Annotated in this window: 16 protein-coding genes; 5 read left to right on the top strand and 11 right to left on the bottom strand. The window is 52.3% G+C overall.

From position 1 onward, the window contains the following. Positions 1 to 18: 18 nt before the first annotated feature. Complete coding sequence (gene yhjD, locus A1WG_RS12060) at positions 19 to 1,032, top strand: inner membrane protein YhjD (protein WP_001517299.1); 1,014 nt, start codon at positions 19 to 21, stop codon at positions 1,030 to 1,032. A gap of 410 nt (positions 1,033 to 1,442) precedes the next feature. Continuing rightward, the gene (locus tag A1WG_RS12065; protein WP_001149022.1) at positions 1,443 to 2,765 is read left to right on the top strand and encodes an MFS transporter; all 1,323 of its coding nucleotides are present in this window, start codon (positions 1,443 to 1,445) and stop codon (positions 2,763 to 2,765) included. A 183-nt stretch (positions 2,766 to 2,948) separates the two neighbouring features. Here the strand turns inward: A1WG_RS12065 and A1WG_RS12070 are convergent, their stop codons facing one another. Further along, on the bottom strand, positions 2,949 to 5,009 hold the full coding sequence (locus A1WG_RS12070; RefSeq protein WP_001517300.1) for an AsmA family protein: 2,061 nt from the start codon (positions 5,007 to 5,009) through the stop codon (positions 2,949 to 2,951). Positions 5,010 to 5,078: 69 nt separating this feature from the next. After that, positions 5,079 to 5,846 carry a cyclic-guanylate-specific phosphodiesterase gene (gene pdeH / locus A1WG_RS12075; protein WP_000621117.1) on the bottom strand — a complete coding sequence of 256 codons (768 nt, stop codon included), beginning with the start codon at positions 5,844 to 5,846 and terminating at the stop codon, positions 5,079 to 5,081. A gap of 231 nt (positions 5,847 to 6,077) precedes the next feature. Here pdeH and kdgK point away from each other — a divergent pair, with 231 nt between their 5' ends. The 3 genes from kdgK to A1WG_RS12090 all read left to right on the top strand — a co-directional run bounded on the left by kdgK (position 6,078) and on the right by A1WG_RS12090 (position 10,327). Then, entirely contained in the window at positions 6,078 to 7,007 is a 930-nt protein-coding gene (kdgK, locus tag A1WG_RS12080) for a 2-dehydro-3-deoxygluconokinase (protein ID WP_001517301.1), read from the top strand. 94 nt (positions 7,008 to 7,101) lie between these two features. Further along, the gene (locus A1WG_RS12085; RefSeq protein WP_001517302.1) at positions 7,102 to 8,307 is read left to right on the top strand and encodes a DUF3142 domain-containing protein; all 1,206 of its coding nucleotides are present in this window, start codon (positions 7,102 to 7,104) and stop codon (positions 8,305 to 8,307) included. Then, complete coding sequence (locus A1WG_RS12090; protein ID WP_016242561.1) at positions 8,294 to 10,327, top strand: tetratricopeptide repeat protein; 2,034 nt, start codon at positions 8,294 to 8,296, stop codon at positions 10,325 to 10,327. The genes A1WG_RS12085 and A1WG_RS12090 overlap by 14 nt, the downstream gene beginning before the upstream one ends. On the opposite strand, the gene A1WG_RS12095 is transcribed toward A1WG_RS12090, so the two are convergent. The 9 genes from A1WG_RS12095 to bcsQ form a co-directional block, all read right to left on the bottom strand. Beyond that, positions 10,305 to 10,835, bottom strand: coding sequence for a hypothetical protein (locus A1WG_RS12095; protein ID WP_016242560.1), 531 nt, complete (start codon positions 10,833 to 10,835; stop codon positions 10,305 to 10,307). The genes A1WG_RS12090 and A1WG_RS12095 overlap by 23 nt on opposite strands. A 182-nt stretch (positions 10,836 to 11,017) precedes the next feature. Further along, positions 11,018 to 12,514: a M16 family metallopeptidase gene (locus A1WG_RS12100; RefSeq protein ID WP_001517305.1), complete on the bottom strand. Its 1,497-nt coding sequence runs from the start codon at positions 12,512 to 12,514 to the stop codon at positions 11,018 to 11,020. Positions 12,515 to 12,733: 219 nt separating this feature from the next. After that, positions 12,734 to 14,020: a C4-dicarboxylate transporter DctC gene (gene dctA, locus A1WG_RS12105; protein WP_000858222.1), complete on the bottom strand. Its 1,287-nt coding sequence runs from the start codon at positions 14,018 to 14,020 to the stop codon at positions 12,734 to 12,736. A gap of 182 nt (positions 14,021 to 14,202) precedes the next feature. Further along, complete coding sequence (gene hmsP, locus A1WG_RS12110; protein ID WP_001266370.1) at positions 14,203 to 16,191, bottom strand: biofilm formation regulator HmsP; 1,989 nt, start codon at positions 16,189 to 16,191, stop codon at positions 14,203 to 14,205. 81 nt (positions 16,192 to 16,272) lie between these two features. Beyond that, a complete protein-coding gene (gene bcsC / locus A1WG_RS12115) occupies positions 16,273 to 19,746 on the bottom strand; it encodes a cellulose synthase complex outer membrane protein BcsC (RefSeq protein WP_001517307.1) in 3,474 nt (1,157 codons plus the stop codon). Further along, on the bottom strand, positions 19,728 to 20,834 hold the full coding sequence (gene bcsZ / locus A1WG_RS12120; RefSeq protein WP_001517308.1) for a cellulose synthase complex periplasmic endoglucanase BcsZ: 1,107 nt from the start codon (positions 20,832 to 20,834) through the stop codon (positions 19,728 to 19,730). Before bcsZ ends, bcsC begins: the two co-directional genes overlap by 19 nt. A 6-nt stretch (positions 20,835 to 20,840) precedes the next feature. Continuing rightward, positions 20,841 to 23,180: a cellulose biosynthesis cyclic di-GMP-binding regulatory protein BcsB gene (bcsB, locus tag A1WG_RS12125; protein WP_010377576.1), complete on the bottom strand. Its 2,340-nt coding sequence runs from the start codon at positions 23,178 to 23,180 to the stop codon at positions 20,841 to 20,843. 10 nt (positions 23,181 to 23,190) lie between these two features. Further along, complete coding sequence (gene bcsA / locus A1WG_RS12130) at positions 23,191 to 25,809, bottom strand: UDP-forming cellulose synthase catalytic subunit (RefSeq protein WP_000025929.1); 2,619 nt, start codon at positions 25,807 to 25,809, stop codon at positions 23,191 to 23,193. Beyond that, positions 25,806 to 26,558 (bottom strand): cellulose biosynthesis protein BcsQ, encoded by a 753-nt coding sequence (gene bcsQ / locus A1WG_RS12135; RefSeq protein WP_001517310.1) that lies wholly within the window; start codon positions 26,556 to 26,558, stop codon positions 25,806 to 25,808. The genes bcsA and bcsQ overlap by 4 nt, the downstream gene beginning before the upstream one ends. Between the last annotated feature and the right edge of the window lie 6 nt (positions 26,559 to 26,564).

Raw genomic sequence — 26,564 nt, 5'->3', positions numbered from 1 at the left:
TGAAGGACTAAAGAGCGGATGACGCAGGAAAACGAGATCAAACGTCCCACCCAGGATCTGGAGCATGAGCCGATTAAGTATCTGGATAATAGCGATAAAGGCGGCAAAGTCAGCCAGGTGCTGGAAACTGTCACCACCACCGCCGAAAAAGTCCAACGCCAACCGATCATCGCGCACCTGATTCGCGCGACTGAACGCTTTAACGATCGACTGGGTAATCAGTTTGGCGCAGCGATCACCTATTTCTCGTTTTTGTCGATGATCCCGATTTTGATGGTGTCGTTTGCCGCTGGGGGTTTTGTGCTGGCTTCGCATCCGATGCTGTTACAGGATATCTTCGACAAAATTCTGCAAAACATCAGCGATCCAACGCTTGCCGCCACGTTGAAAAACACCATCAACACCGCTGTTCAGCAGCGTACTACCGTAGGTCTTGTTGGCCTGGCGGTGGCACTTTATTCCGGCATCAACTGGATGGGCAATTTACGTGAAGCGATTCGCGCCCAGTCGCGTGATGTCTGGGAACGTTCGCCGCAAGATCAAGAAAAATTCTGGGTTAAATATCTGCGTGATTTTATTTCGCTGATTGGCTTGTTGATTGCGCTGATTGTGACGCTCTCAATCACCTCCGTTGCCGGTTCTGCGCAGCAAATGATTATTAGCGCATTACACCTTAATAGCATTGAGTGGCTGAAACCGACGTGGCGATTGATTGGCCTGGCGATTTCCATCTTCGCCAACTATCTGCTTTTCTTCTGGATCTTCTGGCGGCTGCCGCGTCACCGCCCACGGAAAAAGGCGCTAATTCGCGGGACATTCATCGCAGCTATTGGTTTTGAAGTGATTAAAATTGTGATGACCTACACCCTGCCATCGCTGATGAAATCCCCCTCCGGCGCAGCCTTTGGTTCCGTGCTGGGGCTGATGGCATTTTTCTACTTCTTCGCCCGTCTGACGCTGTTTTGCGCGGCGTGGATTGCCACCGCCGAGTACAAAGATGACCCGCGAATGCCGGGTAAAACACAACATTAAAATATGCCGGATGCGGCGCAAACGCTTTATCCGGCCTACGAATTTATTCGGTCTGGCTCCCCCCTGGCCGGGTAAGATGCTCCAGCATCGCATCCGGCTATAACGCGCACATAACCTCCTGAAACTCTTCCCCCTGCGCCTCTTCAGTATCGCTTCAGGAGCAAACAATTTCATGCCAACTCATAAGCCCAGCATATAAATCCAGTTGGTAACTTTTATTTAACCTAAAACCAGTTTTATCGACTATTTATGAAATTATGTGAAGCATTTCATAGAAGAAAAATCACCAGCCTAAACATTATCCCCTTTTTGCCTGGTTTTTAGTCGTTTTCGTGGTTTGTTACACATTGAAATATCACTTTTGCTGTGCGTAATATGGCTATTCGTTAGACAAAAAATAAGAAAAGATTATGCAAGCAACAGCCACAACACTCGACAACGAGCAAGAATACACGCCGATCAACTCGCGTAATAAAGTCCTTGTCGCCTCCCTCATTGGCACGGCCATTGAGTTTTTCGACTTCTACATTTACGCCACTGCGGCCGTTATTGTATTCCCGCATATCTTCTTCCCGCAGGGCGATCCGGCGGCGGCGACACTACAGTCGCTCGCGACCTTCGCTATCGCTTTCGTCGCGCGCCCCATCGGCTCTGCCGTGTTTGGTCATTTTGGCGATCGCGTTGGGCGTAAAGCGACGCTGGTCGCCTCTTTGCTAACGATGGGAATTTCGACGGTGGTCATCGGCCTGCTGCCTGGCTACGCAACGATTGGTATTTTCGCCCCGCTGCTGCTGGCGCTGGCTCGATTTGGTCAGGGCCTGGGATTAGGCGGTGAATGGGGCGGCGCAGCGCTGCTGGCGACCGAAAATGCGCCGCCGCGTAAACGTGCGCTGTATGGCTCCTTCCCGCAGTTGGGCGCACCGATTGGCTTCTTCTTTGCCAACGGCACTTTCCTGCTGCTTTCCTGGCTGCTAACCGACGAGCAGTTTATGAGCTGGGGCTGGCGCGTGCCGTTTATCTTCTCGGCGGTGCTGGTGATTATCGGCCTGTATGTTCGCGTGTCGCTGCATGAGTCGCCGGTGTTTGAGAAAGTCGCTAAAGCGAAAAAGCAGGTGAAGATCCCGCTGGGTACGCTGCTGACCAAACACGTACGCGTTACGGTACTCGGCACCTTTATCATGCTGGCGACCTATACGCTGTTTTACATCATGACCGTCTATTCAATGACCTTCAGTACCGCCGCCGCGCCAGTCGGGCTTGGCCTGCCGCGCAATGAAGTGCTGTGGATGCTGATGATGGCAGTAATCGGTTTTGGCGTGATGGTGCCGGTAGCCGGGTTGCTGGCTGATGCCTTTGGTCGTCGTAAAAGCATGGTAATCATCACCACACTGATCATCCTGTTCGCACTGTTCGCCTTTAACCCACTGCTCGGTTCTGGCAACCCGATTCTGGTTTTTGCCTTCCTGCTGCTGGGGTTAAGTCTGATGGGGCTGACCTTCGGGCCAATGGGCGCGCTGTTGCCAGAGCTGTTCCCAACGGAAGTGCGTTACACCGGAGCATCATTCTCTTACAACGTATCGTCGATTCTCGGGGCTTCCGTTGCACCGTATATCGCGGCCTGGCTGCAGACTCACTACGGGTTAGGTGCGGTAGGGTTATATCTGGCGGCGATGGCCGGCTTGACGCTAATCGCTCTGCTGCTGACGCATGAGACGCGACATCAGTCGTTGTAATAAGAGAGTGAAAAGCCTGATGCGCTACGCTTATCAGGCCTGAATTTCCATACAATGTATTGAATTCGCAAGGATTAGTAGGCCGGATAAGGCGTTCACGCCGCATCCGGCATGAACAAAGCACACTTTGCCAACAATCTAAATCTGTTTAATTGCCGGATGCCAGACATCCGGCAATTATCATCACTTCTTCATCTGCGACAAAATCATCCGGCACTGATTAGCTTCACCTTCTGAAGGTGATATCAACGCCAGTAATGCCGCCGCAGGTGTCACCAGCGTTGCCAGTGCCGCCGCAACAGCACCACGGGCAATCAACGGCCCTGCTTTCACCCCTGCCTGCGGATTTTTGAACGTTCCGCGGACATACAGCGGCGAACGCAGCGTGATAATCCGAATACCTTTGCTCTCTGGATCGACAGTTAAATCCAGTTGCTCCGAAGCAAAACTTGCCGTGCCGGTAACATTAATCAACGCATTCTCAGTATCGAAAGCAAAAATCTGCGGACGCGCCACGCCGTTGGCAATATCCAGATTCGCCGCCGCGCAGTTCACCCGCACCTCGTCATCACCAAAAATCGCACCGACAATGTAGTTACCGACGTTCAAGCCGACAATCTCCATCAGGTTACGGCTCACCAGCCCGTCATTCATCAACAGTTTCAGGTTGCCATTACTATTTCCCAGCAGCGCCGCCACCGAGTTGCCGCTACCGCGTAGTTCAGCATCGCCGTTCATTTCACCCAGTGTTTTCTGCATCAGCGCCACATCCGGCATCAACGCTTTCAGTTTCAGCCGACGAGCCTGAATATCCGCCCGACCCTGCATCGGTTTTTTATCCCCTTCCAGATGAATGTTCGCCGCAATACTGCCGCCCGCCATGCCAAATTTCAGCGGTTGCAGGCGCAGGTCGGCGTTTTTGAGGATGATATGGGTAGAAAGATCGCTAATCGGCAGACTGCTGCCATGCTCAATGCGCCGACCTTTAAAACGGACATCGGCATCCATCGCATCCCATTTATCGGTTTCGAAGCGGTCATATGGCAGCACTTTGCCCGCAGGCTGAACATTCTTTTCGCCCTTCTTCTGTTCAGACCGTTTCGACTTTTCCGCACTTTTCCCGGAATCAACGCCAATCAACGGCCCCAGATCTGCCAGCCGTAACTGCCGCGACTCGACGTCACCTTCCAGTTTTGGTCGTGGTTTGCCGGTGGTGTAGACCAGAGAACCGTGAATATCGCTATCACCAATGCGCCCGTTAAAGCCGCGATAATCAAAGACCGACGATTTTTCAGTGTCGATTTTCGCTACCAGTCGGCCATCGGTTTCAAACGGCGGCGTATCGGGCAACAGAACGCCGGTCAGTTCGTAGAGATCACCCAGCGAATCGCCAGAAAATTTAAGCCGTAAATCGACGCCGCCCATTTTCATTGGGCCATTCACCACGCCATCAAAAGCGACACGGGTGTTACCGGAGCGAAAATCAGCCTGTACCGGAAACGGTGTCCCTTCACCACGCAGCGCTAGCATACCGCCAATTTTACCCGTCCCCATGAGTGGTTCGCCGTTATAGCGCCCTTGTGCTTTCAGGCCAAAAACGTAATCGCCCACCTTTTCTTGATCCGTTTTACCTTTCGATCCGGTCACTTCGCTGAACGGCAACGGCTTGCCTAACGGATCAACAAAAATCTCCAGATCCGCTTTGCTTACTTTGTCATCAATAGCGATCCGCCCTTGATCGAACAGAATATTATCCAGCCGAAACGACCACGCCGATGGTTTTGCATTCGCGTCTTTGTTGTCATCGTTGCCGAAGTTGAACGTCCAGTTGTTGTTCTTTTCAGAGAGGCGAATCAGGCGCGCATCAGGCTTTTCCAGCTTGATCCACGGCAACCAGACCGTTTTGGTCAGCAGCGCCAGCGGAGCCAGCGTCGCTTCTACGCGCGGCAAATGCACCATCGTTACTTCGGGAATATCCGGCGGGTTGCCGAGAATGATGTCTTCTGCGTGCACATGAGGCCACGGCACCCAGCTACGCCAGCCGGTTTCTTGTTTTTGCCGCTCCCACACCACGCCCAGATCGCCACGAATAGCGAAGGGGCGATTCAATTCCGCAGAGACTTTCTGGTTGATGGTCGGTTTGAGACGATTCCAGTCAAAAGTCGCAATCAAAATGATCGCCACGACGACCAACAACAAGAAAGCCCCTGAAATCGCAGCGGTTATTTTGCCTGCCTTGCTCATAGTTCGCTTCCTCATGTTCTTCCTGTGCCAGTCCTAAAGATAGTCCAGCCAGGCGAAAAATGAGGCGGCTTACAGAGCCAGCGCCACTGAATCCAGCGTTTCTATCGGCGCAGGGCGCGAAAGAAACCAGCCTTGTGCAGCGAATGCGGGAGAATTTTGCACATCGCCCCATTCTTCCTCAGTCTCGACACCTTCGACAATCACGCCGCGGCAGTAGCGGTTCATCAAATGCAAAAGCTGGGAAAAGAGCGTGCGGCCTTCCGGCGACTGGCGCAGCATCACAAACAACTCGCGAGCGATTTTGATGTAGTCATAACGCACTTCACTTAGCGCAGAAAAGTTTGCCATCCCGGTGCCAAAATCATCCAGCCACAGCGGGCCAAATTCGCACATTGAGGCAAATGTTGAATCTTTCGGCAGGCGGATGTGTTCCACCAGTTCAAAGCGCAGCCAGGGAAGACGGTCAATCTGGCGTAAAATCTCCGGCCGCTGACGCAGGGCGAGAAGTGTAGGACCATCAATATTAACCGATGCCAGCAGACCGTGCTCAGCAAAGAACGCGGCTTTTTTCGCTAGTAAATCAATCTGTTCTTTCACCACATCCATCCGATGCCTGACGGTGATTTCGGCAAAATAACGATCTGGCGGCAGTCGTTGCAAAGGATTATCGGGATGCGTGACAACCGTTAAAAGCTCCACGGCCATCAATCGCCCGGAAGTCTGGTAAATCGGCTGCCAGGTGTAAGCTCGCTCACATTGCAACCAAAAACGCCGTTCCTGCAAGCTCTCGATGCTTGCTTCAGGGTTGCTTATTCGCTGGATAACCTGCCTTATCATCGAAGATGTCCTGTGTTTAAAAGTGATACTGGCCGGACTCGACAAATATTATCGGCGCGCTACAGCAGAACTTTACCGCCAGAGAGGAGTTAATTTGCCCGCGCAACGACGGAATTTCTCAGGAATACGTTCTGGCTCAAAAAAATAATGGAACAGTGTTTTAATATAGTTGACCAACAAACCACCGCAGCGCAAACTAACGCTAATTTTTTACAGATCAGGTTCACGACTATGTCCAAAAAGATTGCCGTGATTGGCGAATGCATGATTGAGCTTTCCGAGAAAGGCGCAGACGTTAAGCGCGGTTTCGGCGGCGATACCCTGAACACTTCCGTCTACATCGCTCGTCAGGTCGATCCTGCGGCATTAACCGTTCATTACGTAACGGCGCTGGGAACGGACAGTTTTAGTCAGCAGATGCTGGACGCCTGGCACGGAGAGAACGTCGATACTTCCCTGACCCAACGGATGGAAAACCGTCTGCCGGGTCTTTATTACATTGAAACCGACAGCACCGGCGAACGGACTTTCTACTACTGGCGTAACGAAGCCGCGGCCAAATTCTGGCTGGAGAGCGAGCAATCGGCAGCGATTTGTGCAGAACTGGCGAATTTTGATTATCTCTATCTGAGCGGCATTAGCCTGGCGATCTTAAGCCCCACCAGTCGCGAAAAACTGCTTTCTCTGCTGCGCGAATGCCGCGCCAATGGCGGGAAAGTAATTTTCGACAATAACTACCGTCCACGCCTGTGGGCCAGCAAAGAAGAGACGCAGCAGGTCTACCAGCAAATGCTGGAATGCACGGACATCGCTTTCCTGACGCTGGATGATGAAGATGCGCTGTGGGGTCAACAGCCGGTGGAAGACGTCATTGCGCGTACCCATAACGCGGGCGTGAAAGAAGTGGTGGTGAAACGCGGCGCAGATTCTTGCCTGGTGTCCATTGTGGGCGAAGGGTTAGTGGACGTTCCGGCGGTAAAACTGCCGAAAGAAAAAGTGATCGACACCACCGCTGCGGGCGACTCTTTCAGCGCCGGTTATTTGGCGGTACGTCTTACCGGCGGCAGTGCAGAAGAAGCGGCAAAACGCGGGCATTTGACTGCCAGCACCGTGATTCAGTATCGCGGCGCGATTATCCCGCGTGAGGCGATGCCAGCGTAATGGTTTTTGGCGGAGAACGGGCAGATATTCGTTCTCCGTTAATAGTTTCGGCAGTACACTATCGTCCTGTTGGTAATCTTTATGCCGTGACAATATGCCATTTTGCAAAAGGATTTTTGCAGCTTCACTTCTTCTGATCTGCCTGGGTTACGGGCTGCATATTTTATTTCCCCCCTCACAGCCGCTTCGCTTTGATCAGCAAGTCTATATCTGGCAACGCATCTGGACGGCAGAACATAACGAGGCATTAAAACGAAGCCACCCACTTTTCTCTACGCTGCGCATACTCGGGATGCAATTTCATCCGCAGGAAGGCATCCGACATTTTGCGGTGAATACTTCGCTTATTAAGCAAGATGGTCGCCCGGTCTGGCTGGTTGCGAGACTCGACGGTCAGCTTACACAGCTTAATAACCAGCAAATTATCCAGCATATTCAACAAACCCAACGTGAGTGGCAAAAGGCAGGAATTACGCTGGCAGGCGTGGAAATTGATTATGACGCGCCAACAGCAAAATTGCCGGACTATCTGATACTACTTAGTGCGTTACATCAGACGCTTCCTACAAATATAAAACTTAGCGTAACCGCCCTGCCCACCTGGCTTGAATCACCACATCTCGCACGATTATTGCGCATTGCGGATACTTCGGTTTTGCAGGTACATAACGTGCTGTCGCCCGAAAAAGGCTTGTTCGATGCCAGCCTGGCGCAACGTTGGGTAAAGCAATATGCCAGGCAAACTACGCATCCTTTTTTCATTGCATTGCCCGCTTACGGTTCCGCGCTCACCAGTGATAATCGCGTTGAGAGCGAAGCTCCGTTATATGTTGCTGGGGAGATGCGTGAACTCAGTGTGTCGCCGCAGACACTTGCCGATTTCATTCAATATTTAAAACAGCAACCGCCACGTGGATTACAGGGCCTGGTATGGTTTCGGCTACCGTTAGCAGGCGATCGTCGCGCCTGGTCACTAACGACGCTGGAAGCCGTGATTCGGCATAAACCACTGACGCCACGCTGGTCGTTAATAATTACTCAACATGCAGACGAGCAACTTTTTGATCTGGCTATTAAAAACAGCGGAAAAATTGATGCGCCGTTGCCGAAACAAGTAATTCTGCCCAATGCCGATTGCCCATTCGTTGATGGAGCCAGCCACTATCAGGTGCAACCTCACTCATCCAGCCTGCATTTTGTAAGGATAAGCGCCAGGCAACTGCGAGCCGGAGAAAGCAGCCCGCTGGGATGGGCGCGCTGCAATCAAAGACTACAAGGAGAGTTTAATGTTATCCCCTAAAATATCGCAGCTTTCCATTGTTGTATTGCTCTCACTAATTAGCACAAACGTTAATGCCTGTGGACCATTTATTCCCAATCATCTGTTAACTGACCGCAATAACGCACTGCTGGAAATGCCAAATGGCAGTTTTGTCTTTGAAGTACAACAATTGGTTAAACGCGATCCTGGTTTACCAATATGGCAGCCCGTTGAGGCAATGAAGACAGATTCAGATAATGATGCTGAGCCTCCTGCGCAAAATCGGACACTGGAAATCGCACAAAAATTGCAGACGCCATTATCTGATGCGCAGAGACTTTATTATTCAGGAGCTCAGGATTTTCATCAGGGAAAATACGATAGCCCATACTTTCAGCAACTATTGGCCTTGCCGAAAACAGAGCAAGGGGAATGGCGGCTTGCTACGTTATATAGTCTGGCAAGAGGGGGATTTGATGCCGCTGGCGACGATCTCGATCTTATAATCAATAAAGGTGGTTTTAATCAGCAGATTGCTGAGCAGGCCGTACAGCGTTATCTGCAAATCATTGAAGAAGTCCGTAGTGGAGCAGCCGATCCTGAACAGCTCTCTCTCGCCAGTCTCGGTCAGCTTGGGCATTATTATCTGAGAAAAGGCAATATAGCTGCGGCAGTAAAAATTTATGCCCAACAAGCGGCTCAGGGTTCGCTCTCCGGGAAAACTTCGCTACGGATGATTTCGCTGTATATAACCAGGGAGAAAAATTTATCACTGCTGGAGTCGGTTATTGATGCTCCACTGGTTCAGCAACTGGTAATCGCAGAGCTATTTATTCGTCAAGACTGGGGATATGTCAGTGAAGCCTGTACTAAAGACCTTGTAGATTATACCTGTCCGACGCATCGCGACCGTTTAATTAAGTTGCTAAGTCAACACAGGGTTAAAGGATTTAGTTATAGCGATCGACTGGCAGCACTGGCGTATCGGGCAGGAAATTATTCGTTAGCACAAACGCTGTTGCAGGATGCACCAGAAAGTGGCTTAAGCGAATGGTTAAAAGCAAAACTGGCATTACGAGCCGGAGATATTCCACTGGCAACGCGTCACTATGCTCGCGCAGCCCCGCTGTTCACTACCGATGAAGTCTGGGGAAGTATGAACCCGGAAAGTCCTTATTATCATGGTGATAAAGTTACCATCCCATCTTGCCGTATTGCCAGTGAGCAAGCGATTGTGGCATTGAAACGCGATGATTATCTTCAGGCCACCGCATTGTTTTACCAGGCTAAAGATCTCTATTGGGCCGATTTAGCCTGGGTTGCAGAAAACGTTTTAACCTTGCCGGAGTTACAGACGTTTGTTGAAAAAAACGTACCAGCACCTCGGCACCCTTTAAAGCCTGTAGATTTAAATAATAGCCGTTACGATTATTATCTTTCGCCAGATATTATTCCAACGGACGTTAAAGTACGTGCGCTATTAGGTAGACGATTAATACGTCATGGTCAATATCAGCAGGCCATCAATTGGTTTGATATTCCTGATCATCGCCAGGGCGCACAAAAACTGGCTGATTTAATGGCAATAGCAAAAAATAAAAATATCCCTGATAAGCAACGCGCGCAGGCGCAATACGAGGCTGCAAGATTATTACGATATAATGGCATCGAACTTATCGCCTACGAAATGTATCCCGACTATGCTATTACCAGTGGCGCATATTCAACACCCTATACCTACACTAATAATGGCAGTTGGATAGGCGAGAAAGAAAACCGTCGTGTTGCTAATGCAGTGCCTGACAAAAATAATCACTTTTTGCATTACCGCTGGCAAGCTGCGGAATGGGCCGGACAATCTGCCAGGTTACTTCACCCCAAAACCCAGGCATGGGCCGCCGTGTTATGCCATGCTGCAAGTTGGGTCAGATATCTTGATCCAGAAACTGAAGCATTAATTTATCAACGCTACGTGAAAAACGGTAAAGCTTTTGACTGGGCGGCACATTTTGGTCGTGATTGCCCAGAACCGGTATTCAGGAAGGAACTGAAGAAATAACCTTGCAGAGATGAGAAGTACTATCTTTATAGGTTAGCGAAAACTGCTGACGCATATCATTCATGCTACGCGTAAATTTAAGTGGATTTTTGCCTTTAATTTCGACCGTGACGAAGGCATTCCCATTATTGTTAAAGAAGTCAAAATAATAATCATGCTGATGTCGACGGTTGGTTTTAAATTGCCGAAATGATAAATAGCAGCGGTCATCGAAGGTAATTAGAAAATCATTTTCGCCGTATTCGTTTATCATCCTGTTTTTCAGGTTACCGCCGAAGAGAATTGTATACTTCGCTCTGTCAGCAAATAATTCAGCATCCGTTTCTCGGTTGATCGTGTTGACGCTGATACCGAATTCTATTTTTATCTTGTCTTTATCGATATTATCTCTTGTACTGACATAAATATTATTCGCATCCCATAGCAAGAGGAAGTTTTTGTTGCAGGAATAGAGACCCGTTAAGCTGAGAATCATTATCAGCAAGAATAGTGTGGCTTTGTAGCGCATTTATATCCCTTTAGCACGTTACGTTCACAAACGTGTGGTTGCTTACTTTTACATAAACCACAGCCGTCAATGATTATCCGCACGCTACCACCGTGCCAGGAAAAATATCTGCGGGTATATCACGGTAACTTATTCGTCACTGTTAATCCCGGCAGCCAGAAGAAAGGCTGCCGGGTTATTTATCACTGTGCGGGTGGAATATCCGTCACTTCAGGATGCACATCATCTGCGGCTACAGATGTGGCGGCAGCTGCAGTAGATGGTGCCATGATTTGATCCCAGGCGGCCTGCAATCCTTTCATGTTAAATTCCGGCTCACCTTTCGGCTGCAGCAGAATTAATGCCATGTCGTTCGACAACTGCTGACGCAGATCCTGATTTAACATTTCTACCGTCAGGCTGTTAAGAAAATCCTGACGCAGTTTCTGATATTGCTCTGGCGCGATATCGACGACCTGATTTTGCAGTGAACGCATCCGCTGCCCCATCAGAATATCGGTATCAGCTCGCGCATAAGCAGCAAACAGTTTCTGTAACTCCAGTTTCTTTTGCGCAACCAGAGCGTTGAACTCTTCTTCTGGCAGGCCTTTATCACGAACTTTCGCCAGTTCACGCGCAACCAGATTCAGGTTGCTGTTCAGTTTGTCGTTTGGCGACTCGATGTTGATGGCACATTGCGCACGCTGATACAGCACACGGCAGTCAAAACCGAGGCCGATATCTTTGCTGTTATTGGCGCTTAGTGCTTGCTGAACATGCCAGAACAGCGCCTCACGGGCCAGATCAGCACGCCAGTAGCGCAGGAGCGCCACTGACTCACGAATCGGCTGCCACGGCGTATCCCACATAATGGATAACCGGTCCTGACGCACTGCGTCAGTCATAATGCTTACCGCTTCGGCGCGCAGCGGAGAAAGCGTCGGCACTGGTGCCGGTGTTTCACGTTTGCCTTTCAATTCGCCAAAGGTTTTGTTGATTTGGTCGACAACCGAGCGCGCATCAACATTACCCACCACCAGCAGCGTCATAGCATCTGGGGTGTACCATTTCTGGTAGAAATCTTTAATTTTCGCCGCCTCAACGGGTTGTTTCAGCGAATCAGCAGGATCGTGACCTAGCAAGGTAGATCCTTTCAAACGATAGCGCCACCAGCCTTCTTTGGTGTCGGCTGGCCAGGTTGCCACCATGTCCTGGCTTTGCAACGCATGGTTTACCGTTTCTGGCGTGATGGTCAGCTTGCCGGTCGTATTCGCCAGATAAGAGAGCGCTTCTTTCAGCAGGTCGTTACGGTTATTTGGCAAACTAAGATTAAACAGCGTGGTGTCATAAGAGACGATCACCGGCGGCATTGGACGCTTAGGGTCGATCCCCTGTTGCCACAATGAACGTGCCTGTGCTGCTTCCAGGCCACCGCTTTGCGTTAGCGCAATACGAGGAATAGCGTGGCTGTAACCGCTCTGTTGTGTACTTTCAGCGAGCGAACCGGTATTAACCAGCAGGCGAATTTCAACACGATCGCTGGGACGCTGAGGCGTGGTCAGCACTTGCCACTGTAAACCGTTGGAGAGCGTCCCCTGTTGCCATGCTGGATCAGGCTGGAGCGCATCTGCCTGCACATAGCCAGCAGTGGCCATCACCAGCAAACCGCCCGCTAAAAGTCGAATTTTTGTGCCCTGCATGTGAACCCCTGATCAACTATCCTGGTAATAAAAGACTGCCCGTTGTCGGTCAGTCTGAATGACGTTAAAAACACTTCGTGTTAGACCGCAAGAACATGAAAATGTCACGGAGGAAGTGAAATAAACCCGAACTCACCCAGGGGGTCAGTTCGGGCACAGGGGTCAATTATGCGCAAACACCCGCACTCGGGGAAGGGAGTGCGGGCATAAGTAGTGAGATTAAGAGGATAATTCGTGCGTTTTGCCATCCGGCGCACGATTATTCAGCACATCATCCAGTTTTTTGTGGTCCAGTTCTTTAACCCACTTCGCTACCACGATGGTTGCGACACCATTACCGACAAGATTAGTCAGCGCACGAGCTTCCGACATAAAGCGGTCGATGCCGAGGATCAGCGCCAGACCAGCCACCGGTAAATGACCCACGGCTGAAAGCGTCGCCGCCAGCACTATAAAGCCACTGCCCGTTACCCCTGCCGCCCCTTTGGAAGAAAGCAGCAACACAACTAACAGCGTGATTTGGTGGACGATATCCATCTCACTGTTGGTGGCCTGGGCGATAAACACCGCCGCCATCGTCAAGTATATCGATGTTCCGTCAAGATTAAACGAGTAGCCTGTTGGGATAACCAACCCCACCACCGATTTCCGGCAACCGAGTTTCTCCATCTTGTCGAGCATACGCGGCAGCGCTGACTCGGAAGAAGACGTCCCCAGAACAATCAGCAATTCTTCACGGATATAACGGATAAATTTGAAGATACTGAAACCGGTCGCTTTAGCGATTGAACCCAGTACCAGCACCACAAACAGGATACAGGTGATGTAGAAGCAGATAATGAGCTGCCCCAGTTGCACCAGTGTGCCGACGCCGTATTTACCGATAGTAAACGCCATCGCCCCAAACGCACCAATGGGTGCCAGGCGCATGATCATATTGATAATGCCGAAGATGACCTGTGAGAAACTTTCGATAACGTTAAAAATCAGTTGGCCTTTGCTACCCAAACGATGGAGCGCAAAACCAAACAGGACGGCAAACAACAGCACCTGCAGGATGTTACCGCTGGCAAATGCGCCAATAACACTCGCCGGGATGACATCCATAATGAAGGCGACAATGCCCTGATCTTTCGCCTGCGCGGCGTAAACCGCGACCGCTTTCGCATCAAGACTTGCCGGATCGACGTTCATTCCGGCACCAGGCTGCACGACGTTAACGATGATAAGACCAATAATCAGCGCGATGGTACTGACAACTTCAAAGTAAAGCAGTGCGACAGCGCCGGTACGACCGACCGCCTTCATGCTTTCCATGCCCGCAATGCCAGTTACGACAGTACAAAAGATGACGGGAGCGATGATCATCTTAATGAGCTTAACGAATCCGTCGCCAAGCGGTTTCATTTGCTCGCCTATTTCAGGATAGAAATGGCCAAGGAGAATACCAATGGCTATCGCTGTCAGGACCTGAAAGTAAAGGCTTTTAAACAGAGAGGTCTTCATAGGGTGTCCTTTAGTAAAACCACAGGTCTTGTAAGGTTATGGTGTACCTGCGGCCTTAAAATAACACCCAGACAACATCACAGAAATGTACCTGGATCATAATTGAAACAAAAAGGTTAAAAAGTTTGAGCTGGCTCGCACAAACCAGCACTTTTTAAAGTTTTGTAATCAGTTTGGGGTAGTTATTTATCTTCCAGGTAACTCTCTTCGAAGATTTCAATGGGGAGTGGCCGTGCAAAAAGGAAGCCCTGGGCAATACCCACGCCCGCTTTTGCCAGCCAGTCGCGTTGCGCTTCAGTCTCCACGCCTTCGGCAATCATTTGTAGGTTCAGACTTTGCGCCAGCATGATAATTGCGGTAATCATGCTGCTATCTTCTGGCAAGCCTTCAACGAACATTTTGTCGATTTTCAGCACGTCTATTGGCAACGATTTCATATGCTGCAACTGACGTAGCCCTGCGTAACCCATGCCGAAATCATCCAGTGCCACCTGTACTCCGGCATTTCGCAGCGGACGGAGGATCGCCACCGCCGCTTGCGGGTCATCAATACGTCGACTCTCTGTCACTTCCAGAATCAGCGTTCCCGGCTGAATGCGATAGCGGGTTAACAACTCCAGCATATCCGGCACCATATTCGGGTGCATAAGCTGTAGCGCCGAGAGGTTCACCGACAACGGCAGCATAATGCCGCGCTCTTGCCAGGCGGCAAGCAGCCGACAGGACTCCTCCAGCACCCAATGACCAACGGTAACCATCAGTCCACAGGACTCAATTCGATCGATTAGCCCATCCGGCAATTCCCAACTACCATCCGGTTGCTGGATACGCAACAACACTTCCGCACTGACTAATTTGCCACTGGTCATCTCCACCTGTGGCTGCAACCAAATAGCAAACTGATGATTTTCCAGTGCATTAAGGATATCGCTCTCTTCCGTCAGCCGCTGTTGAGCTTCTTCCATCTGCTGCGGATCATAGAACTGAATTTGATTCTTCCCTTTATGACGAGCAGTAAACGCCGCTGAAATAGCACGACCATAAAGTTGTTCGGCAGTAAGATCGCCATAGAACATCGCCACACCAATGCTACAGTGTGGACGCAGTTGAATACGTTCAATTGGCAAACGCTCGCTCATGATAGTAAGCACTTGCTGACCTAATGTGATGGCGTGCCACGGCTCCTGTACGCCGTTGGCGATAACAGCGAAGTCATAGCCGCTGACCTGTGCGAGGATCATGCGTGGCGACAGCACAGATTTGATTTTCTCCACCAGCGTCAGTAGCAGGATTTCCCGCTGCGCCTCTTTCAGCACGCCTGCGGTATCACGCAGCGTTTCACAAGTGATGATCATCAGTGCGGTGGTTTGTTTACGTGCAACCACCTGCTCCAGCATCTCCATCAGCAAGGCTTTGTTTGGCAAATCCGACACCGGGAAGCGCATCGCGTTTTCGCACTGTTCTTCATAATGGCGCTGCAACAATTGCTGATTAAGGTTGTAACTGCGCACCAGCATACCGATTTCGTCGTCCTGATGCAGACGCGGCAAGGCCAGTTGATGACCAACAATCTCTTGCGGTGGAATGGCGTTTAGTTCGCGAGCAATATTACGTAAAGGATGTAATATCAGTCGGTTAATGCACCAGCTAATCGCCACCGTCAGGATGAGTGACAAAAGTAAGTAAATGGTCACTAACGTAGAGACGGTGCTCATCACGAACTTGTACATGCGGAAGGAATCTGCCTGTAACACCAGATAGGCAATCGGCTGCGGGGTGGCCGGACGCTCCAGCGAGTAGACGCCCAGCGAGATTTGTACCGGTAACTCAAACAATCGGGTGAACATCACTGGCACCGGGCGCTCTGGAATAAAACTTTTACGTAGCGCCTGGAACTGGTTAGGTAATACAACATCGGCGCGGCTGACCACACCCGCCGGTTTTATGCTGGCAAGAATAGCTTCCGCCTGCGGAATATCACCTTTCAAAATGGCGGAAGATAAGGGTTCGCGGACAGAGCGAGCAATGCTTTCCAGTTGCGTAGCCGTGTTATAGCGGTTCTGCTGTACCAGATGAAACAGCAAAACAGTGCAAAAAACAAAAACGAATACCATGACAACGGCCGCCACCATTGCCATCTGCTTAATTGTTAACGAGCGACTAACGCGCAAATTGTCTCCCCCCGGAAATCCCAGATTGCCGCCCGAGTATACCCGATCGCAGCGGCATTAAGAGAGGCGCTATCTGAAAACTTACCAGTCGGCGTAAGGTATCAGCGGCTGCGGCGGTAAATCCATGTCGCCCTGCCATCCGGCGGCGGAATACCGCACATAGAGCAGGAAATGGCTGGGCGCATAATCTTTCGCCTGCTGGATATCGATTGCCGTACCGACAAACCAGTTGGATGTGACGCGGCGTTCAAGTAATGCCCGCGCCGTGTAGCCAAAGCCCTGACTGCTGCCACCGTCGTTGGTCTGGCCGGCTGCATCGTCTTTCCAGTCAGTCGGGATCAGGTTCATCAGCGGATAACGCGGCATGGTTTTGGTTCGTGAATGCGACCACGAGCCAGACGCCCCCAGCTCCCACGACCAGTTTTCCGTCCGCTCACGCCACATCACCGGTACGGCAAACGACAGGTATTCCTGCGGGCTGTAGTAACCGCCCTGACCGAGTGAGTACCCACTCAGGTCTTTGTCGTAATGCCAGATCATATTGTTCAGACCAATGGTGACGCGGCGATTGTTCTGGTTGATAACTTTATAGTAATAGCCCGTCATCCAGCGCACGCGCCAGTTATCTTCAACATTTTTACCGGTTAACTGGTCGCCGCTAAGCGATGCCCAGACGCCGTTCGCTTCACCTTTATCGTAGCTCAGGCTTAGCCCCACGCCATCAGCACGCACGCCGCCCCATTTTTTCCCGGTGTTGCCCGGGGAGTCTTTTTGCCCGCCAAAGGCCAGCAAGGAACTGGAGATGGGGCGACGATGGGCGTTAATGGTGTAACCAAGCGGCCCCACGTCGTCGCTGTAACTGATGCCGCCAACGACATCCACCACGTTGAAGCCCATCGGCGTGGTGCCGATATCCCAGCTCCAGACGTCATTGCGCCAGCCGACAGCAACGCTGGCACCGGAATCCGACTGACTGCGATTGCCGCTACAATCCTGTAACGTACAGGTGCCCCAGTTGTTATCCCATTTACCCTCAGCGTCGGCGGAGAAACTGCCAACGTTCATATTGACGAAATCACTGCGGAAGAACATTCGCCCGTCGGAATACGGCGCATCCACCTGCAACATGGTGGTGTGCGCTTTCAGATCAGAATAGCCACCAGTACCGCTCGAACCCCAGTAATCATGTTCGAGGGTGACGTTGAGATCCTGCTGACGATAGAGGTCCGCCGCATCGCTGCGCACGCCGCGTTTCAGCCAGTCGTCCTTCTCGTCATTGCGGGTCAGACGGGTAAAGGTGTCGTTATCCTGCGGACGCGTTGTCGCCACACCGGATGCGACCATTGCGTCTTTGTAGGTTTCCAGCGCCTGCTGCGGTTCCCCTGCCTGCGCTTCAAAACTCGCGCCATCGCGCAGTACCATCGCGCTTTCCATCGACGGTGGTTGAGATTTTGCCTGTGGGATCAGCCTGTTAAACGTCTGGTGCGCCGCCGCGGTATCGCCAAGCTGTGCCTGCACCAGCGCCACACGCCGTTGCGTGTTCAGCGACGCGTTATCGGTGGCGGGCAGTTTCGCCAGTTGGCTGCGCGCTGCCGCTTTGTCGCCTGCAGCAATATCCACTTCCGTCAGGCCAAGAATGGCGTCGATGTTATTCGGCTCGCGCGTCAGGACATTCTGATACGCAGCACGGGCGGCGGTGTAATCACGCCGTTGCTGCGCCCAGTCGGCCAGCGTGAGGTCAATGCGCGTGGAAGGTGGTTGCTGGCGCAGCATCGCTTCCGCTTCGGCCTCTTTGCCGCTTTCCCGCAGACGGTTAGCGGTTTCCAGCACCTGATCGCTTTGCAGCCGATTAACCAGCTCCTGAATATTGCTGTTCCACTGCGCGCGCGGCAGGCTGTTGATATGCGCCAGCGCCGCCCGCTCCTGATCGTGACCGGAGAGATACAGCCCGTAAGCGTAAACCTGCTCCGGATCGTCTGGTTTCTGCTGTGCCAGATTGCGCATCAGGGTATCGGCCTGGCTACGTTGCCCGGCCTGCCAGAGATCCTGCGACAGCCGGTAAGTAATCCATACACTGCCGGGATCCAGCGCCAGCCGTTGCCGCTGAAGCGCTGCCGCCTGCGCCCATTTGCCCTGATTTTCCAGTGCCTCCGCCTGCTGTGCCAGACGATCGTTTTGCAGGCTGCGTTCGATGTCATCAACGCTGCGCCGCTGGCTGGCCGGGAGCGAGGCAATAAACGCTTCGGCTTTTTCCGGTGACTGCTGGCGATAAATATTCGCCAGTCCGCGCACGGCGTTGGTGTTGCTGCTGTCCATGCGCAGCGTCTGCTGATAATAACGTTCCGCGGCGGGGTAATCTTTGCGCGCCATTGCCACATCACCCAGTCCCAGCACTGCATAGCTGTCGGCGTTATCAACACTGCGCGCCTGCCGGAACAACCGTTCGGCCTGCTCTGGATTATTGGCTTTCAGCGCAGCATCACCCTGCTGGATCGCCAGCCAGTAGCGGTTCACTTTCAACAGGCTGTTCCACTTGTCATTGTTGCTGCTGTGCGGGTCCAGCGCGAGGGCTTTTTCCAGATTCACCACCGCATTCGCGCGATCGCCTTTCTGGGAATACGCCTGGCCCAGCGCCCCCAGAGCTTCACTGTCTTTCGGGTTAGCGCGCACCGCCTGTTGCAGTTCGGGAATAGCTTTACCCGCCATGCCTGAATCCACCGCGGCTAAACCTTGCGCACGAGCGCGGAAATTAGGATCGGCCAGTTGTTTTTGTTGTTCTGCCAGTTGCGATTGCGCCAGTGCCACACTATCGCCATCGCTAAAGATTGAGAGATATTTTTTCAGCGCCTGCACGCTGGCATCACTGACAGGCATGTCTTTTATCTGTGCGTACCAGATTTTAGCGGCACCCTCTCGCCCGGCATTGGATTTCGCCATCTGTTCCAGCACGGCAAAACCTTCGTCACGGCGATCGCTGCTAAACAGCAATAACGCCAAATTGTTTTGCAACCCCGTATTGCCCGGTGTATCCGCATTGATGCGTTTTAGCTGATTAATCGCTTCGCCACGACGCGCCGGAATTTTCGCCACTGTACTCCAGTACTCGACGGCAATATCACCTTCCGGCGGCGCTCCGTTAAACAGTTTGTTGTAACCTGCCACGGCTTCTTCTGCATGCCCCGTGGTGGCCTGTAAACGCGCCTGTTGCAGTGCCTGACGACCATCTGCCGTGGAAAGCAGCATGATGGTACGCGACGATTTATACGCATTTGAACTCGGCGCTAATTGCGACAGTCGGTCGAGCTGTTTTTGCGCCCCGTCAGTGTCTCCCTGACGTAATAATGAACGAAAACGAGCAGCAACCACATCCGGGTTATTCGGATCGATAAGCTCCAGACGATACAGCGACTGCTGCACCAGGTCTTCACGATGGGTAGCTTCGCCCACCCGAACCTGCTCCAGCAACTGTTGCTGGGCGGTTGGTGCCGCCTCGACCATCGGCATCATGGCCAGACCGAGGGAAAGCGTAAGGATATTTAGTGTGAATTTGCGCATTCCAGGCCCCAGTCAGGTAATAACTCACCCTTTGTCGAGAAGCGAAAACGGTGTTGATCCCAGCCTTGTCCAAACAGGGTCAACACATAGTTGTAATAGGCATCGCTACCAGGAAAGTTATCGGCTACGCGCTGGCGCTGTACAGCCTGCGCATCACGGTTCTGAAGAAACGGCAACATAGCCGCAGAAAAACCGACTGGCCCTTTACCCTGCGCTTTCCCCGTCGCGACATCAACTTTCTCCGGTGGATAACCATTTTTCTCGGTAAATGTTGCCATCGGTTTAAAACGGTTGAGCATCCGCGCTTTTTGCGGATCGCTATCCGGCATCATGCCGACCCACATATAGACGCGAATAGCGTCGTAACTGCTGATCAACGTTTTCTCCGGCTTTAACTGCCAACCTTTGTCTTTCTCATAGCGTACCCAGTCTGGCGAAAAACCTTTCGGTGCAGTTTCCAGCAGTAAGCGCTGATTGGTTTCGCGCAGCGTAGTCCACGGCGCGCCAAAGCGGGTGAAATACTGCGCCAGCGTTGGAGGCAGGTAACTCGGGTTAAAGCGCCAGGTGTTATCCTCAGCAAAGCCCACTTTGCCCGGTAACAGCATGGAACCCAACCCTGGCACCGTCACCACTTCTTCTTGCGCAATGCGTTTTAACAACGCGCTACCGATGTCGGTATAGCGTTGCTCTTTCCACAATCGTCCTGCTTCCAGCAGTGACCAGGCCATCCAGATATCGCCGTCAGAGGCTGAGTTACTGTCCAGCACTTCCCACTTCGTGTTCTCTTTCTTGCCCCATAGCCAGGCGGGCAAATGTTCTTTTAATGACCCCTGGGCGAGATTGTTCTGCGTCCAGTCGAGAAGGTTGTCGAAAGCCGCACGGTCGTTAGCCGCCAGGGCAAAGAACATGCCGTAACTTTGCCCTTCGGAGGTGGTAATTTTGCGCGCATCACTGGGGTCAATGACGCGCCCCTCCTGACTGATGTAATCCTTTTTGAACTGCTCCCAGGCAGGCCAACTGCAGGCAGCCTGAACACTAAAGGCAGCCAGCAGCAGCATCGTCACGATTCCACTACGCAAAACATTCATCATCAATTACTCATTATCCGGGTTAAGACGACGACGGCTGATGATACGCAGCAGACGCCACAGTACCCAGGCCAGCAACACCACGCTGATTGCCGCCAGCACCGCCAGCAGAATCGGGTGATTCGCCAGTGCATACCACAAGCGTTCGAACCACGGCAGATGTCCGACGTAATAGATATCACCGACACGCAAACTGTTTACGCCAGATTCACGGATCACCGCTACCGAGCCAAACATGGTGGCGCGTTTGCCGCTGTCGTTCACCGCATCGTTAAGCATTTCATAACCGCGAGGGCTATCCGCCAGCAGCGCAATCACACTGCGCTGGTCGTTATACGGTGACTGGAAGCCAATCACCGCCGCCATCGCGCCGGAAGACGTCAGCGTTGACTGGGTTTCTGCCGCGCGGTCGTTTTCGTCCGGCACAATCCCCGGGAATGGCGTCTGACGCATCGGCGTTTTCACCCAGCTTTCTGTGGCCTGTACCAACATATCGATCTGCTTATCGTCTTTCAGTTTTTCAGGGATACCGCCGATGATCATGATATCGGCGTCTTTCCCCTGAATGGCGCTGCCGTCATCGGTCACCGTCAGGTTAATCGCCGGGAAGCCCGTCTGTGCGCCGATAAAGCCAACGGTATTGAGCAGCGTTTCCATCTGCGCTTCATTTGGCGTTTTTGGCATCACGGTGATGGTTTGCGACAGATCCGCCATCCGGCTGAACGGGAAGCCCGCGTTAGCAAACGCGCGCAAATCCGGCATCGGTATAAAGTGGTAATACTTCGAGAAGTCGATGGTGGAGTCATCGCCAATCACCACGTGATTCTGCACCGGCTGGAAGGTAATACAGTTATTCACCGAACCGCCCGGCATCGGGTTCATGTATTCAAAGTCAAAGCGTAACTGGTTGGTGGCTCCCAGTTTCAGCGCCGGAATCGAGACATCGGTTTTACCATCCAACAAGCCTTGTAACACAGGTATACGCAGCAGCAGGCGATTTGCCTCCTGTTTGCTACTCAGATTGAAGGATTGCAGGAACTGGTTGTTCAGGCTGATATCCATCCGTGAACTGTCTTTCACCGGCGGCGTGGTGTAGCGATAGTTGATATCCATATCGATACCGGTACTACGCATCAGATAGAGATCCGGCGGCAGGTTTAGCGAGACGTTAATCGCTGCCGGTTCCAGACCGCTGGACTGTAACTGTTCTTCATAGGTTTTCAGCTCGCCAAAGGTGACCGGACGATCGGTACGCACCCAGTTCGGCGCATCGTACGGCTTACGTGGCAGCAGCGGTTTGACTTCTTTCACTTCTACGCTGTCGCCGCGGAACAGAATATTGCCCTGGGCGATACCTTTCGCTGCCTGCAACAGGTCTTTGTCGTCACGACCAAAAACCACCAACAGCTTGACGTAAGGATTTTCCGGATGGTTGATCATCTCAATCACCGGGGCTTTTACTGCCGGATGATCGCGCAGGAAGTCCGGGCGTTTGTCGTTAGTGGCAAAAACAATGGCATTGCGATCAGGAAGTTGATTATAGAGTACCGGGAAGTTCTGCCCACGCCAGCCGGAACGGGAACCAAACCACGAGGCAACAATGGCGGAAGCCTGTTGCAGCCCCACATCCGGCGCACCGGCAAAGACCATCGGGAGCGTATTAGTACGGTTATCGCGTGGGTCGAAGAACGGTATCGGGAAGTGCGACAGGTCATTTTTCACATTCAGTGATTGATACGTCAGATCCAGCCCACTACTGCGTCCGACATCCAGCCAAAGTGTGGTGCTGGCCGGGTTTTCGCACACATCCTGATAATGACCGACAAACTCCAGCCGCACGCGGTTGAAGTCGGTAATAAACAGCGGATTAATCGGCATTTGCGCCAGTGTCTTTTTACCCAACTGTTCTTTGGTCACTGGCAGCACCCCCATCAGTTCATCATTCAGATAAACCTTTAACTGCGACTGGACAGGCAGCAATGACGGCGACGGCGTATATTCAAGGTTAAGCATCGCCTTCGTTACCACTTCGTCGCTGCGCATACCAAACTCAATACTGCCGTTCGGGTTGATGCCACGCAGCACCATGCTGCCCGGCGGCGGCGCGATTTGCGCAAAAGTCAGCTTCACATCCCGTGAAGGGCCGTTCTGCGCGACGACTGGCGCATCCGCTCCCTGCACGCCCGGCATCACCTGCCCCACCTGCGGGCTCTGCTCCGCCTGAGTAGGTACGGCTGGCTCAGCATTGATCAGTGGTTGCGTTGCAGGCGTCGCATGCGTCATGTAAGAAGGGAATGCACTCATCCCCATTGCCACTGCACAAATCCAGAATAGTTTTCTTTTCATCGCGTTATCATCATTGTTGAGCCAAAACCTGATCCGATGGTTGTACCGTTTCGCTCCGCTCCGGGCGGCGCGGAATGAACGAAACAACCCAGGAAACCAGAGAAGTCAGCGCGCGGAAAATGCCCTTCACTGAAGAAGGCGCAAACTCCGCCAGATGGCGGTAGCCACGGAAGCCGAGCTTCAGAATATCCAGCAGACTTTCCAGCGGCTTATCTTCCGGGTAGCTGTCCTGCCAGAGCGCCCATGTATCCGCACGGGCAAACGTACACTGAACAAAATCGATATGTTGCTGGGTAGTAAGCGGCATCAATTGCAGCCCAACTTCGTTACCCATCACGCGCGCCACCTGAGTCGGGAAGACATATTCCTGCTGACCGCGTTTGAGCAGTAAGTTCACCTTCTGTCCTTCCAGAATCTGCGCCTGACCGTTGATCTTGATCCCCAGACCGCCGTCAGAGAAGTCCTGAACAGTGCAGGAGAAAAGGTGGCCGTCTTCGCGGGCAATGGCCGCTGGCATCGTCATTTCTACACGATGCGAACGCCGTACCTGTTTACTTTCAACCGATACCGCTACCGCGCCGCCGAGAATAATCAGGTTGTAGAACACCCACACCATACTGACAACCACGGTGAGCATTTCAGTTGGCGGGCCGTAGAAGTAACGCCAGATGCCAACAGCGACACCAAACAGGTTGAGCAGGACGAGGAAGATGTACGGTCGCGAGATCACCCAATCGACATATTCTTCCTCCACCAGGCCGCCTTTGGCGGTGACGTTAAATTTGCCTTTATGCGGGTTAATTAACGCCACCAGCGTCGGCGGCGCGATATACCACGCCAGCACTGTTTCGTAGATTTCACTCCAGAACGAGTGGCGATATTTACCCTGAATCTTCGAGTTGGTCAGGCTGGCATGGATCATGTGCGGCAGCACAAACAACGCGATCATCAACGCGGGTGCGTAGATGATGTAAGCATGAAGCAGCAGGAACGCCAGCGGCGCGGTCAGGAAGATCAGCCGTGGAATGCCCGACAAGAAGTGGAACATGGCGTTGACGTAACACAGCCGTTGCGCGAACTTCAACCCTTTACCGGTAAGCGGGTTATCAAGACGGAAGATTTGCACCATCCCACGCGCCCAGCGAATACGCTGACCGATATGTGCCGACAGGCTTTCGGTCGCCAACCCCGCCGCTTGCGGAATACGCATATACGCAGAGGTGTAGCCACGACGGTGCAAACGCAGAGATGTATGCGCATCTTCGGTCACGGTTTCGACAGCAATGCCGCCGATCTCATCTAACGGCTTACGGCGAATCACCGCACAAGAACCGCAGAAGAAGGTGGCATCCCACATATCGTTACCGTCCTGCACCAGACCGTAGAACAGCGTGCCTTCATTCGGCGTTTTACGAAAACGCCCCAGGTTGCGTTCAAATGGGTCTGGTGAGAAGAAATGGTGCGGTGTCTGCATCATCGCCAACTGCTTCTCTTTCAGGAACCAGCCCATCGTCATTTGCAGGAACGAGCGCGTCGGTACGTGGTCGCAGTCAAAAATCGACACGAACTCGCCTTTGGCATATTTCAGTGCGTTGTTGATATTTCCGGCTTTAGCGTGTTCATGAGTTGTTCGGGCGATATATTTCACCCCAACATTTTGTGCAAACTGACGAAACTCTTCCCTGCCGCCATCGTCGAGGATCCAGATATTGAGTTTATCTTTCGGCCAGTCGATACCCAGCGAGGCGTAAATCGTATTTTTCACCACGCTAAGATCTTCGTTGTATGTCGGCACAAAAATATCCACCGATGGCCATTGCGACATATCTTTTGGCAGCGGTACTGGCTGACGGTTCAGCGGCCATACCACCTGGAAGTAGCCAAGCACCAGCACAATCCACGCGTAAGTTTCCGCGAACAGCAGAATTAAGCCACACACCAGGCTAACCGGATCGTCCCAGTTCAGCGTGGAAGTGTAGCGCCACCAGATATAACGGCACGAAACGGTGAGCGACAGCACAATCAGCATCAGTGCAGAGAAGCGTCCCGGTAAACGCCGCACCATTAGCGCTACACCCCACAGCAACATCAGGAAGATAAACTGTGACAGTGGATTAAACGGCTGGGTGACGCAAATCAGCGCCAGAATCAGCGAGAACGTCACGATGATGCCAAGAATAAAGCGCCGTGCTCCGGCGCTTATATGGCCCAGCTCTTTTTTCTCATCAAGATGTTGCGTGTTATGACTGAAGCGAGCCGGAAGCTCATCCATCCATTGATGATAACGACCACGAATATTCTGCAAGCGTGAAAACGAACGCCAGCGCGGTTTCGCCGTTTCTCTGCGTGAAGCACTGATTAACAACCAGCAGGTCTGGATTACATAGCGGACCGGATCCAGCGGACGCGGGCGCGCGGCGTTGATATGCGGATAAAGGTTTTTATGTTCTGCTCGAATACGCTGCCAGCGCGGATGTTCCAGCGGAATAAATACCCAGGCGAGAATCAGCCAAAAACAGCCGAGCGTCGCGCTAAAAGGCGACGCGCCGTGACGACGATATTCCCGATAACGCCCGATAAGACGTGCGTTGACCGGCGGGATAAGCAACCACCGGGTCAGAATACTCATGATTCGCTCCCGGCTGACGCTTTCAGCCCGGAATAGTTCAACAGACACCAGTTCGCCAGCGTTAGAATCTCTTCTGCCGCCAACGCATCGCTACGGTATTCGCCCAACGGTTGTTTTGCCGCCAGACATTCAGCCATCGCTTCATCACGATGGATCAACATCGGCAACAAGCGCCGCTGGCTTTGCAACCATAGTTGGTAAATATCATCCTGAACCTGGCTACCTACGCGAAAATCATTAATTAAAATATGTGCGCCAGCAGGTAGTACCTGCTGATGCAGCCGAATATGACAGTTGGCATCCACTTTAACGATTGCCAGGGTGTGATCGCACAGACTCAGCAACTGATGCGTTATCTGCGAGGCGTCGCGTGGTAAATCGATCAAAATCCATTGATAACGCCCGCTAGCTTTCAGTTGCTGAATACCGGTGCAAATCTCGCCCAATCGCGTTTGCCAGTGTTGGGGATTTTCATGTTCTTCGAGAGTCAGTTGACCAAAGGGCAGCAGATCGAGCTGCGAGGTATAACGTAGCCCGGCATCACGCCAGTCCTGACCATCCAGCATGGCTCTTGCCCAGCCCTGACGGTGAGAAAAATCAACGTTAAATGACAGGCGCAGCAAATTGTCCGGGCAGGCATCGACCACCAGGACATTTTCTCCTAACATTTGCAATGACCAGCCTAACGCGGCAGTGATGGTTGTAGTACCCACGCCACCCCGCATCCCCTGCAATCCCAGTACGGCCATTTACCA

Source organism: Escherichia sp. KTE96, from assembly GCF_000408525.1.
Lineage (GTDB): Bacteria > Pseudomonadota > Gammaproteobacteria > Enterobacterales > Enterobacteriaceae > Escherichia > Escherichia marmotae.
Note: the sequence above shows the minus strand (reverse complement) of the source record. Positions and strands in the feature narration are given on the sequence as shown.